General features: G+C 41.4%; 14 protein-coding genes. 8 read left to right on the forward strand and 6 right to left on the reverse strand.

The genetic code is table 11. The features are described 5' to 3' along the window. Positions 1-215: 215 nt before the first annotated feature. Positions 216-920 carry a DNA topoisomerase I gene (locus Q4492_RS01020; RefSeq protein WP_303415371.1) on the forward strand — a complete coding sequence of 235 codons (705 nt, stop codon included), beginning with the start codon at positions 216-218 and terminating at the stop codon, positions 918-920. Here the strand turns inward: Q4492_RS01020 and Q4492_RS01025 are convergent. Both Q4492_RS01025 and Q4492_RS01030 read right to left on the reverse strand, forming a co-directional pair. Further along, positions 917-1,126 carry a DUF1653 domain-containing protein gene (locus Q4492_RS01025; protein ID WP_303415372.1) on the reverse strand — a complete coding sequence of 70 codons (210 nt, stop codon included), beginning with the start codon at positions 1,124-1,126 and terminating at the stop codon, positions 917-919. The two genes, Q4492_RS01020 and Q4492_RS01025, sit on opposite strands and share 4 nt — an antisense overlap. A 3-nt stretch (positions 1,127-1,129) precedes the next feature. After that, complete coding sequence (locus tag Q4492_RS01030) at positions 1,130-1,636, reverse strand: hypothetical protein (protein ID WP_303415373.1); 507 nt, start codon at positions 1,634-1,636, stop codon at positions 1,130-1,132. Positions 1,637-1,854: 218 nt separating this feature from the next. Between Q4492_RS01030 and Q4492_RS01035 the strand changes: the two genes are divergently transcribed. Next, positions 1,855-2,298 carry a universal stress protein gene (locus Q4492_RS01035; RefSeq protein ID WP_303415375.1) on the forward strand — a complete coding sequence of 148 codons (444 nt, stop codon included), beginning with the start codon at positions 1,855-1,857 and terminating at the stop codon, positions 2,296-2,298. A gap of 36 nt (positions 2,299-2,334) precedes the next feature. On the opposite strand, the gene Q4492_RS01040 is transcribed toward Q4492_RS01035, so the two are convergent. Then, on the reverse strand, positions 2,335-4,218 hold the full coding sequence (locus Q4492_RS01040; RefSeq protein ID WP_303415377.1) for an ATP-binding cassette domain-containing protein: 1,884 nt from the start codon (positions 4,216-4,218) through the stop codon (positions 2,335-2,337). A gap of 161 nt (positions 4,219-4,379) precedes the next feature. On the opposite strand from Q4492_RS01040, the gene Q4492_RS01045 reads away from it, so the two are divergent. Both Q4492_RS01045 and Q4492_RS01050 read left to right on the forward strand, forming a co-directional pair. Next, a complete protein-coding gene (locus tag Q4492_RS01045; RefSeq protein WP_303415379.1) occupies positions 4,380-6,332 on the forward strand; it encodes a transglycosylase SLT domain-containing protein in 1,953 nt (650 codons plus the stop codon). Positions 6,333-6,413: 81 nt separating this feature from the next. Beyond that, positions 6,414-7,214, forward strand: coding sequence for a TatD family hydrolase (locus Q4492_RS01050; RefSeq protein WP_303415381.1), 801 nt, complete (start codon positions 6,414-6,416; stop codon positions 7,212-7,214). A 32-nt stretch (positions 7,215-7,246) separates the two neighbouring features. On the opposite strand, the gene Q4492_RS01055 is transcribed toward Q4492_RS01050, so the two are convergent. Beyond that, the gene (locus Q4492_RS01055; protein WP_303415383.1) at positions 7,247-7,495 is read right to left on the reverse strand and encodes a glutaredoxin family protein; all 249 of its coding nucleotides are present in this window, start codon (positions 7,493-7,495) and stop codon (positions 7,247-7,249) included. A 532-nt stretch (positions 7,496-8,027) separates the two neighbouring features. Between Q4492_RS01055 and phaC the strand changes: the two genes are divergently transcribed. Continuing rightward, a complete protein-coding gene (gene phaC / locus Q4492_RS01060; RefSeq protein ID WP_303415385.1) occupies positions 8,028-9,785 on the forward strand; it encodes an alpha/beta hydrolase in 1,758 nt (585 codons plus the stop codon). 67 nt (positions 9,786-9,852) lie between these two features. Here phaC and Q4492_RS01065 read toward each other — a convergent pair whose 3' ends face one another. Both Q4492_RS01065 and Q4492_RS01070 read right to left on the reverse strand, forming a co-directional pair. Next, positions 9,853-10,266: a tetratricopeptide repeat protein gene (locus Q4492_RS01065; protein ID WP_303415386.1), complete on the reverse strand. Its 414-nt coding sequence runs from the start codon at positions 10,264-10,266 to the stop codon at positions 9,853-9,855. A gap of 3 nt (positions 10,267-10,269) precedes the next feature. Beyond that, entirely contained in the window at positions 10,270-10,671 is a 402-nt protein-coding gene (locus tag Q4492_RS01070; RefSeq protein WP_303415388.1) for an SMI1/KNR4 family protein, read from the reverse strand. 443 nt (positions 10,672-11,114) lie between these two features. Between Q4492_RS01070 and mqo the strand changes: the two genes are divergently transcribed. From mqo to Q4492_RS01090, 3 genes are all read left to right on the forward strand, one after another. Then, positions 11,115-12,608, forward strand: a complete 1,494-nt coding sequence (gene mqo, locus Q4492_RS01075) for a malate dehydrogenase (quinone) (RefSeq protein ID WP_303415390.1) — start codon at positions 11,115-11,117, stop codon at positions 12,606-12,608. A gap of 500 nt (positions 12,609-13,108) precedes the next feature. After that, positions 13,109-14,413: an MATE family efflux transporter gene (locus tag Q4492_RS01085; protein WP_303415721.1), complete on the forward strand. Its 1,305-nt coding sequence runs from the start codon at positions 13,109-13,111 to the stop codon at positions 14,411-14,413. Further along, the gene (locus Q4492_RS01090; RefSeq protein WP_303415393.1) at positions 14,394-15,491 is read left to right on the forward strand and encodes a DUF3080 family protein; all 1,098 of its coding nucleotides are present in this window, start codon (positions 14,394-14,396) and stop codon (positions 15,489-15,491) included. The genes Q4492_RS01085 and Q4492_RS01090 overlap by 20 nt, the downstream gene beginning before the upstream one ends. Positions 15,492-15,493: the final 2 nt, after the last annotated feature.

The raw sequence follows: 15,493 nt of genomic DNA on the forward strand, positions 1-15,493 counted from the left end.
ACCTACGACACTGTAAGCAAATCTACAACGCTTCTTTTAAATAACGACATAATAAATAATAATTTGGGTGCATATATAAGTGTTGAGAATGCTGGGGTCAAGCAACAATTGTGATAAAAGTCGACCAATAGACCAACTAGAACTTTACCAATGGAGCCTTAAAGGCCACAATATTCAGCATAATCAACAACATCTCAACTGGCTGAAACAACCTCATGTTAAATGACAATATTCTATTAGTAGTACTGATTGCAGTAGTTGGGTTAGTTGCTATTACCGTTAATTTTGTCATTACTACACGCGAGCAGCAGGAAGAAGCTAAAGAAAAACGCTTAACCTGGCTTAAAGGCCAAGCCGAGCATATTCTGCAAGCACTTGCGGTATTAAGAGAGGCTGATTGTAAGCCCGAAATAGTTCAAAAAATTAATGAGCATGCAACAGCACTTTTAGAAGAAGTCGCTATGCTAGCACCTGATTCCGAGCTTTTCGAAGCATTAACACAACAAAAAGACAGCGCTGACAAAGCGTTCTCATCTCCAGACGTTTTTGACAGTGACCGATCGCTAAAGCGTGCCCAAATCTACATTAATTTTGCAGAAAAACTTATACTTCAACTGGCACGCGGCGGAAAAATAACACGCCCTTTAGCCAGAAGTTATCAACAGGAACTTTATTGGTTACGTATCACCGTCGTAGCAGATGCCCATATTATGCAAGGCGAGCGTTTTAAAAAATCAGATGATTTGATGACAGCACTCTCCCATTATCGCCATGCGAAAGCGCTGCTCGTTCGAGCTAACATTCCAACTCAAAATAAAAAATCCAGAATGGAAGCCGTTGAGAAACTGATTGAAGAGATACAACCCAAAAAACCTAGACCTCAAGGCTCTTTAGCTGAATCATTAGATCGTTTACTTTAGATTTTGGCAAACCGAGAAACCGTCAGGCCATTTTCTAATTTCACCTGCTCAACAAACATATCAAGAGGTCGTATCCACAGGCCCTCATCACCGTAACACTGGCGATAAACAACATGCCATTGCTCTGTCTCAGAGTGTCGAGCTAGGTTAATCACTTCATACTCAGCGCCCTTATAATGCTTATACCGCCCTAATTCGATCTGCACGCTCTAAAACCTCTCTGTCACTAAGCCATCTAATAGCGTTTTAATTTCGTCCAAAGCCTCATCACCGCCCTCTTCATTCCAATATACGCCAGCATGAATAGGCGTAGATTCAAGAGAAAAAACACCGTCAGGTAATTTAGAAATAACCTCTGTTAACTTATCTAACTGTTTTTCAGACAAGGTTCGCTCACCCTCAGACCAACTCCAACCAGATGGGAGACCTATATCAGAAATCGATTCCAGTCTGAAAATTTGCCATGTTTTAAAATGATTTTTCTCTTCCCTATTCAAACCTTCACGAATAACTCGATAAGCCGTTATATCTCGGGATTCCGGCTCCATTTCACCTTTAGCCCGAGGAGCTGTCAGCCTTTCTAACTGAACAAGAAAACCCATTTTCTTAGCTTTCATTCTCAGTGCAGCCTGATACTTCTGTCGTGGCGTAGGCATTACCCACATCATTGAACCAATGAGTGACATCATAATAACGATTATGATCATCCATTTCATGAACGGTACTCCGTTTAAGTGTAAGCAAAGAGGCTTAAAATCAGTTATAAATAAGCGACTTAGGGTTCTGGTATACTTTAGTTAATTGATAAATATCAATGCCATGAAGTTTAACAGAGTACTAAGCCACACGCTCTATGCTAATCTGATTAACAATGAGTGTTGAGCTCTGTAAATAGGCTCAGCATGTGACCGATAAGCACTTCAAGGAAATAATCATGAGTATTTATAAAAGAATTTTGCTCGCTCTGGATCTGTCCACTGAATCGGAACAACTACAAGACAAAGCTCGTGAGATTGCTTCAACAAATCAGGCAGAACTACATATTGTGCATGTAATAGAGCCACTAAGCTTTGCTTACGGCGGTGATGTGCCGATGGATTTAACCTCCATCCAAGAACAACTTGATGAACATGCGAAAAACAAGCTTGAAGCATTCTGTGAATCACTAGGCTACCCTGTTACAACAAAACAAGTAGCAACCGGCCAAACTGAATCTGAGATCCACCGTATTGCTAATGAGCTAGCCATTGATCTAATCATTGTCGGTAGTCACGGCCGCCATGGTATTGCACTGCTATTAGGCTCTACAGCTAATGGCATTCTGCACGGTGCAACTTGTGATGTACTTGCGATACGTATAAAAGAAGAGGCTGAATAACCTCTCCTTTGTAAGGCTTACCAAGTAGAGAGGAGGCTAGTCCTCCTCCTGCATAGCTTCAAGCTCAACCCAGCGTTCCATCAGTGTTTCCACTACTTGCTCTTGAGCTTGCATTTCCTCAAGTATAGAACTCACTACATCTTGGTTTTGCTGATAAAAATCCGCCTTAGCGGTTTGCTCTTGTAGCCCCGCTAATTTCGCCTCAGCAGCTTCCAATAAAGCGGGTAACTCATCAAGTTCTCGCTGCACTTTATAGCTTAATTTTTTCTTTTTAGGTGGTTTTTCAACAACCGGACTACTATCGGCTTTAGAAGGCTTTTTAGGTGTGTTTTTTACCAGACTCGGCCGCTGACGAAGCCAATCTTGATACCCCCCTACATATTCATTTAGCTCGCCATCACCCTCAAAAACCAATGTGCTTGTTACTACATTATCAAGGAATGAACGGTCATGACTTACCAGCAAAATAGTGCCATCAAAATCAAGGATTATCTCTTCTAACAGCTCTAAGGTTTCTATATCTAGATCGTTTGTAGGCTCATCGAGCACCAGTAGATTAGCTGGTTGGCTAAAAAGCTTTGCCAGTAATACTCGGTTAGTCTCACCACCCGATAATGCTTTGACGGGTGTCCTAGCTCGCTCTGGGGCAAACATGAAATCATTTAGATAGCTAATAAGGTGGCGCTGTTTACCATTGATAGTGATGCTCTCGCGCCCTTCAGCAATATTATCCATTACTGTTTTTTCAGGGTCGACTTGGGCACGCAATTGATCAAAATACGCAACTTCAATATTAGTCCCTAATTTAACCTGACCGCTATCTGGCGCTTGTTTACCTAATAACACACCTAACAAACTACTCTTACCCGCACCATTAGGTCCGATTAAGCCAACACGATCACCACGTAAAAGTGTGAAATCAAAATGACTGAAGAGGGTTTTATCATTAAAACCTAAACTAACATCTTTTAACTCAGCAACAATCTTACCGCTACGAGCCGCCTCTTCGAGCGAGAATTTAGCTTTACCACCCCGTTCGCGTCGATCTGAGCGATCATTACGCATTTGTTTCAAGGCACGAACACGCCCTTCATTACGGGTTCGGCGGGCTTTAATCCCCTGCCTGATCCAAGTTTCTTCCTGTGCTAAACGCTTATCAAAGAGTGCATTTTGCTTCTCTTCGTCCTCTAACATCTTCTGTTTAAGTTCCATGTAGGCTGAATAACTACCCGGAAACGAAGATAAATTCCCCCGATCCAATTCAATAATGCGGGTCGCTAATCTATCCACCAATGCTCGGTCATGGGAAATAATTAATAATCCGCCCCTAAACTCAAGCAACTGTTGCTCTAACCACTCAATAGTTTCAATATCCAAATGGTTTGTTGGCTCATCGAGCAGCAACAAATCAGGCTGCTGAACTAGAGCCGCACCTAAAGCCGTTCTACGACGCCAACCACCAGAAAGCTCAGACATTAACTTATCGCCAGGAAGCTCAAGCTGCTCAATAACTCGCTGTACCCTTTGCTCTAGATGCCAACCATCAACCGCTTCAATCTCATGCTGAAGGTGATCAAGCTTGTTCATATCCACTTCTGCAGATGAAGCTAATTCATCATAAGCCTCTCTTAGCTTAAGAATATCTTGCAGCCCCGCCGTCACGACATCTCGAACTAAGCGTTCATCTGCGGCTGGCATAGCTTGGGGAAGTTCAGCGATTCGACAGGTAGGTGCTACCCAGAATTTGCCCCCATCCGCTTTATGATGGCCCGCAACGATTTTGAGCAGTGTGGACTTGCCCGCACCATTTAATCCAACTAAAGCAACCCTTTCTCCGGGATCTATTTGAAAATCAACATTATCTAAAAGAGGGTTCGCGCCAAAGGCGATTGATATTTTATCGAGTCTAATAAGTGGCATGTTTGTTCAGCTTTTGTTCTATGAAGGCGCTATTCTACTGGTTTTTACTAGATATGCATGAAAATGCTGCATTCAGGCAAATTATTATTTAATAATAACCTCAAACTGCCGTATAAATAGGTAACGGAACATCACATAGGGCTTGGTAAATGTATCGTGTTATGCACAAATTCATCGTTTTTTTATGTTTTACACTATTAACTCTTGCAACAACTATCAATGCGTCTACAGAAACATTACGTAAACAGTTTCTTGAGGCCGAATCACTTTTACAACAGAACAAAACAGAAGCGTATGCAAAACTACGCGCACAACTCGATGAATACCCTCTAGCTCCTTACCTAGACTATCAAGAGATATTAAAAAATCTCACAAACTCAAAACCTGAAAAAATTAATGCGTTTATTGAAAAAAATCATGAGCTACCTATAGCACAGCGACTCAATAAAACCTGGCTCAAACACCTGAACAGACAAAAGGAGTGGAACTCCTATTCTCAGCATTTCAGTCTCCACCCTATAGATCACACCCATTATCAATGTATGCAACTTCAAGCGTTTTTGAATGGGACAGCAAAACAGAAAAAAGAGGCTCTATATAAAGCTAAAGAACTTTGGGTCGTAGGAAAATCTCAGCCAAAGACTTGCGATCCCTTATTTAAAGAGTGGATGGCAACAGGCAGACCTACATCAAATGAAGCTTTTGAGCGTTTCTGGCTTAGCATCGAAGAAAATAATATTAAACTCGCTCGATATATCGATAAAAAAATCACAAACAAAAAGCAAAAACAACAAACTCAGCAGTTTTGGGCGCTCTATAACAAGCCTGAAAGCATCAGCAAAAAAGCATTATCCCTCCTACCAAAAGAAAATCGAGGCAAAGTTGCAAAGTTAATTTACAAACGCTGGTATCGCACACAACCCATTAGCGCCACCCAAGCTTGGGTAAAAGTGCGAAATAAGCTGATGAGCCAAGAAGAGCAGCTATCTGTTACTGAATATATGGGGATTCGCCTAAATGCTAACTACCATAGCCAAGCGATTAAGTTATCTCATCTACTAGACCCTGAATATAAAATTGAGCCCTTAACTGAAACTCGTATTCGAAATGCACTCGCCAAACAGGATTGGAAGACCGTCCAAATAGGCATCGCACACCTCAGCGAAAAGGGTAAAGCGGACCCAAAATGGCAATACTGGAACTTGATTGCCGAACGAAATTTATCACCCGACAAAAATCAGGCGAAGCAGCAATTAGCGGATCTATCTAAAGATAGGAGCTTTTACGGCTTCCTCGCGGCGGAGCTCAACAAAAGTCCCTTCCAGCTGAATGCCATTGATGAACCTCTCTCATCGGAGCAACTCACTCAGCTATCAAATAAACCGGCAGTAGCTCGAGCCAGAGAGCTGTTTAAATTAGGTCGATTGATAGAAGCTAACCGCGAATGGAATTTAGCCCTATCAAAAATGACACCCGAAGAAAAAAATATCGCTGGCTACTTAGCGAAATCTTGGGGTTGGTACTTACAAGCCATTATTAATGCGGCTAAAACGGAACGCTGGGATCATATCGATTTACGTTTCCCTCAACCTCACAGCAAATTATTCAAAACCCACGCTTTAAAAAATGAGCTGGACCTAAGCTTTCCCATGGCTATAGCCCGTCAAGAAAGTGCATTTCTCTATAATGCACAATCACGTGTAGGGGCCAGAGGACTTATGCAACTTATGCCTAAGACAGCAAAACAAACAGCCCAAAAGCACAAAGTACCCTATAAAAAGACATCTCAGCTTTATGATCCAGAAACGAATATAACCTTGGGCTCTGCTTATTTAGGCGATATGCTAAAACGCTTTGATAATAACCCTGCATTTGCGGCTGCCGCTTACAATGCAGGCCCCCATCGCGTAAAACGGTGGCTCCAACAGCGCGGCGATCTTCCTTTAGATATATGGATCGAAACTATTCCATTCAAAGAAACCCGTAGATATGTACAGAATGTGCTGGCATTTCGAGTTATTTACGATCGTTTAGCAGGACGTGAAGCCAGCCTACTGACAGAAAAACAGATTGAATTATTAGCGTTAAACCAAAACAAAGCGACAGCGCTGTAAAACCGACAAACCATATCCACTAAAATATCTAGCGGTGACAACTTCACCCCTAGATATTTTTCTATTGATCAGGCTATTTGAATGAACAACTGTTTTTGGACCGATATCGGCGTAAATTTAACGGATAGTAGTTTTGATAAAGACAGGCATGAGGTAATTGAGCAAGCACTTACCGATGGTATAAATAAACTTATTATTACTGGTACAACCCTTCAAGATTCATTAGACGCTATTCAGTTATGCCAGCGCTACCCTAAACAGCTATTTTGCACAGTAGGCATTCATCCTCACTATGCAAAAGACCATTCAGCCGCAGACTTCGCGGAATTAAATACACTAACAAAAGAAACCAGCGTCGTGGCTTTAGGTGAAACGGGTTTAGATTTCAATCGCAACTTATCAACCGCAGCACAGCAAATATTAAACTTTGTTTCACAGTTAGAGATAGCCTCTACCCACAAACTCCCCCTCTTTCTACATGAAAGAGATGCCCACAAAAAACAGTTGGAAATACTCAAGTCCCACCGCGATGATTTTACTCACGCTGTAGCACACTGTTTTACCGGCTCAAAACAGGAGTTATATAACTATTTAGATTTAGATCTCCATATAGGCATAACCGGCTGGATTTGTGACGAACGTAGAGGCTTAGAATTGCAAAAACTAGTCAAGGAGATCCCTTCTAATCGCTTAATGCTCGAAACAGATGCACCCTACCTACTGCCAAGAGATTTAAAGCCTAAACCAAAATCTAGACGCAACATTCCGAGTCATTTACCTCATATTGCCGCAGTAGTCGCCACACTTGTGGATAAAACATTGGAAGAGCTGAACCATGATGTTCAGAAAACTACCCTCGACTTTTTTAATATCAACGATTAAATACCAGTAAAAAAATATAGGAACCTAATAACCTAAACGGATAGCTCGTTTAAAAAAGCAGCCAGCTGGCAACCATCAAATGGCCACATAAGCTCTTTGCCTGTCTGTAGATCAACTAATACCGGAATCGTTAAAGCGTACTTCTCCATTAAGTCATCATCTTCAGCAATATCAACCTGATAGATGGCATACATGTCCATATTGACCACTGAAGTAACAACAGCCTCAGCAACCTCACATAGGTGACAACCTAAGGTTCCCATTAACTCTAATTCCCGCATACCCTTCCTACATCAAATTAATATTTAATTAAATCTTTTTAAGATTGTCTTGCTAAAACACTCCCTCCGTAAAATACACCAGCTAAATTATTAAATAAAAATAAGATCGTCGCCTATACTAATCAAGTCAGCAAAAAAACAGTGGGTCTAAATGGCAGATATAAGAACTACTCGTTTCACCTAACATAGGAGATCAATAAGCAGCCGTCTAAGCAGTTACTTTAAAACTCACTTCAATCAACACAAATAACTCTTATACAGCTCAGCAGATGAGTAGTACAAAATACTGCAATATATTGCTGCTAAGATCGACAATGAACATATTATTTAGTCGTAACACCTAAGTGCCATCGACCAATGAATAGCTTGATTTGTTGCACTGCACAATAATATGCTATTCTATTAAATCTACGCTCTTGTATTCTTGCAAAGAAAAATCTGTGCGAATATGCTGAAAACTGGTAATTATTGCCCTTAATCCCGCCTCCTACTCATAAAGACTATGTGAAGCTAGGCTAGATGGAAAACGGATATGACAAAGAAAGGCGAACCAATGGATAACAACAACCTACTCTCAAACCCTCAGGAATTTATTGACTATCTAAACACTGAGACCCAAAAAGTGTTTGATATGTTTTCCACTTCTGGTGGCGATGATGTTTTTACTCAATTTGCACAATCTTGGACTGAACTTGCAAACCGTTCGTGGGAAGACCCAACGGTTTGGATTCGTGCTATTAGCGATTATCAACAAAGTCAGATGAATCTATGGACAAATCTCTTAACGGGTAAAGCGTCCAACGCTGTTGCCGAACCAGCCCGTGGCGATCGTCGCTTTCAAGCTGAAGAGTGGTCTCAGAATCCTGTTTTTGACTACATCAAGCAGTCCTACCTTCTAAGCTCTAAGCTGATGCAAGAGATGGCAGCAAACGCAAACTTGTCCGATAACGAGCAGAAGAAGCTAGAGTTCTATACTCAGCAATATATTGATGCGCTTTCGCCAACAAACTTTGCCATGACAAATCCAGAAGTGTTACAGCAAGCACTGGAAACCAATGGACAAAGTTTAGTTGATGGCCTTAAAAACCTACTCGGTGATGTAGATAAAGGCCGCATCTCTATGACGGATGAGTCTGCTTTCGTTCTAGGCGAAAATATTGCAACGACACCTGGTACGGTTGTTTTCGAGAATGAAATGTTTCAGCTTATTCAATATAAGCCAACGACTGAAGAAACATTCACTCGCCCTACATTAATTGTCCCTCCGTGCATTAATAAATTTTATATTCTTGATCTACAAGAAAGTAACTCTTATGTGAAGTACTGTGTCGATCAAGGCCAGACAACCTTCCTAATCTCTTGGCTTAACCCGACCATTGAACAGGGGCAAATTAGCTGGGACGACTACGTAGACGACGGCATCATAAAAGCAAGCCATGTAGTTAAAGAGATTACTGAGGCTGATAAAGTTAATGCCGTAGCATGGTGTGTAGGGGGTACCTTCTTAGCCTCAGCATTAGCGGTTATGGCTGCACGTAAAGATACAACAATTGCATCCGCCACATTCTTTACAACACTATTAGACTTCTCTGATCCGGGTGATCTATGTGTGTTTATTGATGAACAGCAAGTTAAAAAATTAGAAGACAAAGTTACTAATCAGGGATACCTGAGTGGCCGTGAGCTCGCAACCTCGTTCAACATGCTCCGTTCTAATGATTTAATCTGGTCATACGTTGTTAATAACTACCTAAAAGGTCAGACACCTCCTCCTTTCGATATTCTCTACTGGAACAGTGACTCGACTAACCTACCTGCGAAGATGTACACCTTCTACATCAACAATATGTACCTTGAAAACGCATTGGTTAAGAAAGACGCATTGACACTCTGTGGTGAAAAGATCGACTTAGGAAAAATCAAGATCCCTTGCTACTTCCTATCCACCATTGAAGACCATATAGCCCCTTGGAAAGGCACCTTTCCTGGTACCGAACTCCTTAAAGGCAAAAATGAATTTGTACTAGGCGCAAGCGGCCATGTTGCAGGTGTTATCAACCCTGCTTCTAAAAACCGTCGTAACTACTGGATTAACGGTGAGCTAGGCCAAGGTCCAGACCATTGGTTAGAATCAGCAGAACGCCAAGAAGGCTCATGGTGGCCACACTGGTCTGAATGGCTAAAACGCCGTGCAGGCAAAAAAGTAGCCGCACCAGAAACTGAAGGCAACGATACTTATAAAGGTATTGAAGCGGCACCTGGTCGTTACGTAACAGTTCGTATCGATTAGCATTAGTGCTAAACCATAAAAAAGGAGCCTATTGGCTCCTTTTTTATTTAGGCTAAAATTTTAGCGGTTAAATCACGGTTTGATGCAATTCAGCAATTTCTTTTTTTAACACATCATCTACAGTAAAGCTGGCAAACTTCTCCGCTTTAACCAATGCCGCTTTAGCCTCACCTATTTGATCTAATTCAATCAATCGCTGGGCAAGAGAGAACTGTATGGAAGCCTTATACTCATTTTCCTTAAGCGAATCAGCAATTAAAAATGCGCGCTGATAATAATCCACAGCTGTCACATTATCGTCAGTAAAATCAGCCAAGGTCTCGAAGAAAAGCGGATGATCGCTTTTCTTACCAACGTGCTGCTCACATAACGACTTCAACTGATCATAAAGTTGATAAAAGACAGCTTCATCATCTCGATCTGCTGCGGACATTAACGCTTCAGCCAGCTGCTCTACCTGTTTAAATAATTGAGCATTCATAGGTTAACTCTCCAACCAAACATCTTTAGCCCAATCCCATATTGACCCCCACTCATCCTCGATACCCTCGTCATACAACCATAGAAAGATCTGTCCAGTATCAGCGATACAATAAAATCCATTTTCATGTTCACAAATAGGGATATATTCACGTGGCATGCCTAGATCCCAGGCTCTTGCTGCCATATCGGGAAGAAAGGTATGAGATTGAGGATCTGCACATGTCGCTGGCTCAATAGAACCACAGACAATATTACTTGCCTCAAGCATGAACTGTTTATACTCATCTGGTAAAGAGATCAGAATCGCTTCTTCTATCTCAACCAGATCATCATAATCCGGTAGATCTAATGGCACCGGAACTTTTTGGTTACGTTCCTGTAACAACTCAAGAATATCTTCCACTAACAACTCCAAGCAGATGTATGTTGTATAAGGCTTGCAGCCTAGTCCAGACTATCCACTATGTAAATATCTAAAAACTAATATCAAAAAAACCCGCGCTTATAACTAAACAGAATAGTAAGTATTGATGTAAGTCAGCAATATTAAAAAAACAACTCAACTCGCCCTAAAAACATAATACTTTAGGACTATTATTATCCAAATGGCTAACGTCTTTAGACTTTCAAACCAAGACATTCAGAACAAAACCCGTATAATTCGCGCCAACTGCACTGCAACAATATAATTTGTAATATAATCATCCCATTGTTTGCGGGCTCTGAAGTCTCAGGTAATCACGTAATAAGCTATTTCAGCATAATTAATAATTACGTTGCGGCCACAAGCCTCCTTACCTGTGTCACTTCACAAACCATTATTATTATTAAAATGGCGAAGTTCCTATGACCACAAAATCAGTAGACGTATTGCTAGTCGGCGCGGGAGCGATGAGTACGGCACTTGGTGTTATGCTCAAGCAGCTGGACCCATCCCTAAAAATAGCCATGATCGAACGACTCGATCAAATTGCTGTCGAAAGCACAGATTGCATGAATAACGCGGGAACAGGACATGCCGCTTATTGTGAATTGAACTATACGCCGGAAATGGATGATGGCAGCATTAATTGTGACAAAGCCTTTGCTATTAATGCCTCGTTTGAAGTGAGTTTGCAGTTCTGGTCCTATCTAGTCCAGCAAAATGCACTACCCGAGCCTTCACAGTTTATTAATCCAGTCCCCCATCAAAGTTTCGTCTGGGGCGATAAAAACGTAGAGTTTTTACGTAAGCGCTACGAAGCCCTAAGCTCACATCATCAATTTAACGTAATGGAGTACAGTGAAGATCCTGAAGTTCTGAAAGAATGGATGCCACTGGTCATGGAAGGCAGAAAGAGCAACGAAAAAATAGCGGCGACTCGGGTACGTTATGGCTCTGATGTAAACTTTGGCGCACTGGCCCGTCACATGGTTAAAAACCTTCAAGATCAAAGTGATTTTGAGCTTCTTCTTAACCATGATGTTAAAGATTTCTATCAAAATAAAGATACTAGCTGGTCTGTCACTATCAAAAATAACGCAACTAACGAGTTTGATGTTATTGATAGCCGCTTTGTATTTTTAGGCGCGGGCGGTGGAGCACTCCCCCTCTTACAGAAAACAGCGATTCCTGAAGCTGATGGGTATGGTGGTTTCCCTGTAAGTGGCCAATGGCTCGTCTGTAAAAATGAAGAGATCATCGAACAGCACGCCGCTAAAGTATATGGAGCAGCCCCTATTGGCGCTCCACCTATGTCTGTTCCTCACCTTGATACTCGAATAATTGATGGCAAGAAATCACTGCTGTTTGGGCCTTTTGCGGGGTTCACAACTAAGTTCCTTAAAAATGGGTCTATTTTCGATTTAATTGGCAGCATGAAGCTCAATAACCTCAAACCAATGCTCTATGTTGGTGCTACTAATATGGATCTAACACGATACCTAATTAGTGAAGTGATGCAGACACATGGTTCACGTGTTATGTCATTGAGCAACTTTATCCCTGAAGCTAAAGAAAACGATTGGGAGATCTCTCACGCCGGCCAACGTGTACAGATCATCAAAAAAGATGAGAACGGTAAAGGGAAATTAGAATTCGGAACTGAAGTTATTACCGCTGCTGATGGTACTTTAGCTGCGTTACTTGGCGCGTCACCTGGAGCATCAACATCCGTTAGTGCGATGCTTAGTATTGTAGAAATCTGCTTTAAAGATCAACTGGCGTCACCTGAGTGGCAGGCAAAAATTAAGGAGATGATTCCCTCCTATGGCCATGACCTTACTCAAGACCCTGAACGCCTAAAATCAATCCGCGAATATACACTATCCACCCTAAAACTAGATCCTGAAAAAGGCTAGCCCATAGGTGACATCAGTTCATCAACCCGCTCGCGACTGAAACTAAAAGCTAGCTCAAACTTTAAAAAGGCCGATAGGTATATCGGCCTTTTTCTTTATTGGTTGCCAACGTACAATACCCACCTCTTACTTTATATGAAGCACATTACACTATGCAGTGCAGAGAAAAGTGCGGAGCATGCTGTATAGCTCCAAGTATCAGCAGTCTCCAAAAACCTGCCGGTGTCAGATGCCAGCATCTTACAGAAACTTTACGCTGTGCTATCTTCCATCATCCCGATCGACCGAAAGCATGCGCAGACTTTAAAGCTGAACAAGATTTTTGTGGCCAATCAGCAACTGAAGCGTTACAAATACTCGAACTTTTAGAAGAAAATACCCGCTAAGGTAAACTGATAGCTTCTTTACTATATAAAACTAGCCCATTATTTTACTGGAGCAGAGCGCTGAAATACCTTTCTGAAATCAAGTTATTACTTAATCTCGGTTTCCCCATTGCAATCGCACAAATAGCGCAAACCTCAATGGGGTTTGTTGATACCCTTATGGCCGGTCGTTTTAGTTCCACCGACCTTGCCGCTGTATCTTTAGGGTCGAGTATCTGGCTACCTATATTTATTGCTTGCCAAGGGATCTTAATGGCAACTACACCTATGGTTGCCCACTTTGTTGGTGAAGAGAAACCTCACCAAGCAAATGAAACCCTTCACCAAGGATCACTTATTGTGATTCTACTAAGCCTTTGCGCTATGTTTTTTCTACATAACTGCGCTCCTATTTTAGCTTTTATGGATGTAGAACCCCATTTAGCAACATTAACCATGGAGTATCTTGCTGCAATCTCATGGGGCATACCCGCTTTACTCCTATACCAACTGATTCGCAGCTATATCGAAGGCTTTGGCAAAACCCAACCTGCTATGAAAATTGCGGTCTTTGGTCTTCTGTGTAATATCCCCCTTAATTACCTGCTAATTTATGGAAAATTAGGCTTCCCTCAACTAGGCGGAGTTGGTTGCGGCTGGGCTAGCGCAATCGTGATGTGGCTAATGTTAATTGTCTCCATTATCTACCTGACCAATGCCAGTACATTTAAAAAGCTATCTCCACTAAATGGCTGGAAGCTCCCCGAAGTCGATGCTTTTAAACGCTATGTAGCTTTAGGCTTACCTATAGGGTTTGCCTTATTAATCGAAGTTAGTATGTTTTCGGTTATCGCCCTCTTAATAGCTGATCTTGGTGAAATAATTATTGCCTCTCACCAAATCACTATAACCTTCACGGGACTCGTCTTTATGATTCCACTGAGCATCTCTTTTGCGCTGACAATTCGAGTTGGTCATCAATTGGGAGCAAAAAATGCAGCAGGGGCGATTCATAGTGCAAAAGCAGGTTTAATCATCACCTTATCTATTGCTTTAATCAGCTCTGGGCTTATCGCTTTTTTTGCCCAACAAATAGCCACCTTATACACCACAGATGTAGAAATCATTAAGATTGCGACCACCCTATTAACAATAGCTGCAGTATTCCAACTATCAGATGCTGTACAAATCACCTGTTCTGGCGCTCTAAGGGGCTACAAAGATACACAATTCCCTCTTATGCTTGTCTTTATTTCATGCTGGCTTGTAGGCTTACCAACAGGCTATGTTTTAGGCAAAACAGATCTTGTTGTTACGCAGATGGGCCCTAGTGGTTTTTGGATTGGTCTTTTAATCGGCCTAACAATTAGCGCTATACTGTTACTCTCTCGTTTAAAATGGAAAAGCAAACAGACCTTACATGCATCTCTTTCAATATAGTTATCACCTTTTATGGGGAACCTTACTAGCCCTAACCCTTACAGGCTGTGAGCGAGATACACCTGAAGAGATGCTAAATAACTACCAATACAGAATCAGCAATGTACTCAAGGTTGATCAACTATATGTAGAAGATATCCCCTCTCGTCACCAGTTCCCCCTTCGTCGCCACCTAATCCGCCCCACGACAGAGATCAGAGAGGGCCTACTCGACGTTATGAACTTAAAAGAATGTAAGTTATTACCTTTAATTGCAGAACGAAATAGCTCCTTAGGTAAGGTTTATGCACCCTCACAAAAAATGCATTATGAGTTAATATTTTTTCATGCATTAGAGAAGTGTAAGAGAAAATTAAGCACTGATTCTCAAGTGGACCCAAAACTGTTGGCCCAAGTTGATACTATTTATCAGATAAAAAAGGAAAACCTACCTTCAGAACTATGGAACGGTATATTCACCGCAAAAGAGATAGAGCTAAACTTCTCACGTGCTAAAAACCTATTACCTTTACTGGATGATGGTAGTACGCAGAACAGCATCAATGCGATTAAAACCTTAACCGATATTATTAAATCCCCGCGCCTAGGTGCCCAATGGGAAATCCCTCAAGCACTCAATAACTTAGAATCTAATTATAAAATTTTATATAACAACCGCTCAGGCCCTAAAATTCTAAGTTCGCTTCAATTGCTGACTGCCCATTTAATGAATGCATCGCAAACGATTGAGCATGGATTACAAAAAAAACAGCTGTGTTTTAACAATACTCCCTCCACAAGAGCTAAAATCATACAAAACGTTTTTTATAAATATTATATTGGTGAGGTTCAGCCCTATTTAGCTATGGTTCACAAATATGCGATAGAATGGAGATCAGCCAACAATCAATTAATTGATTCCTTTAATAGCTACAATTTGAAACCCTCTAAGCAACTAGAAATTTATCGACGTTTAATACTATCTAACTCGCAACCGGATAGTTTATGGGCACAATATATTTTTGCACGAGATAAACATACGCAGAGCTGGCAGAAACTGCTCAAACAATGTGGCATGATGCCTACACATAGTGATTGACC

The organism is Neptuniibacter sp. 1_MG-2023, assembly GCF_030547185.1.
In the GTDB taxonomy this organism is placed as follows: Bacteria; Pseudomonadota; Gammaproteobacteria; order Pseudomonadales; family Balneatricaceae; genus Neptuniibacter.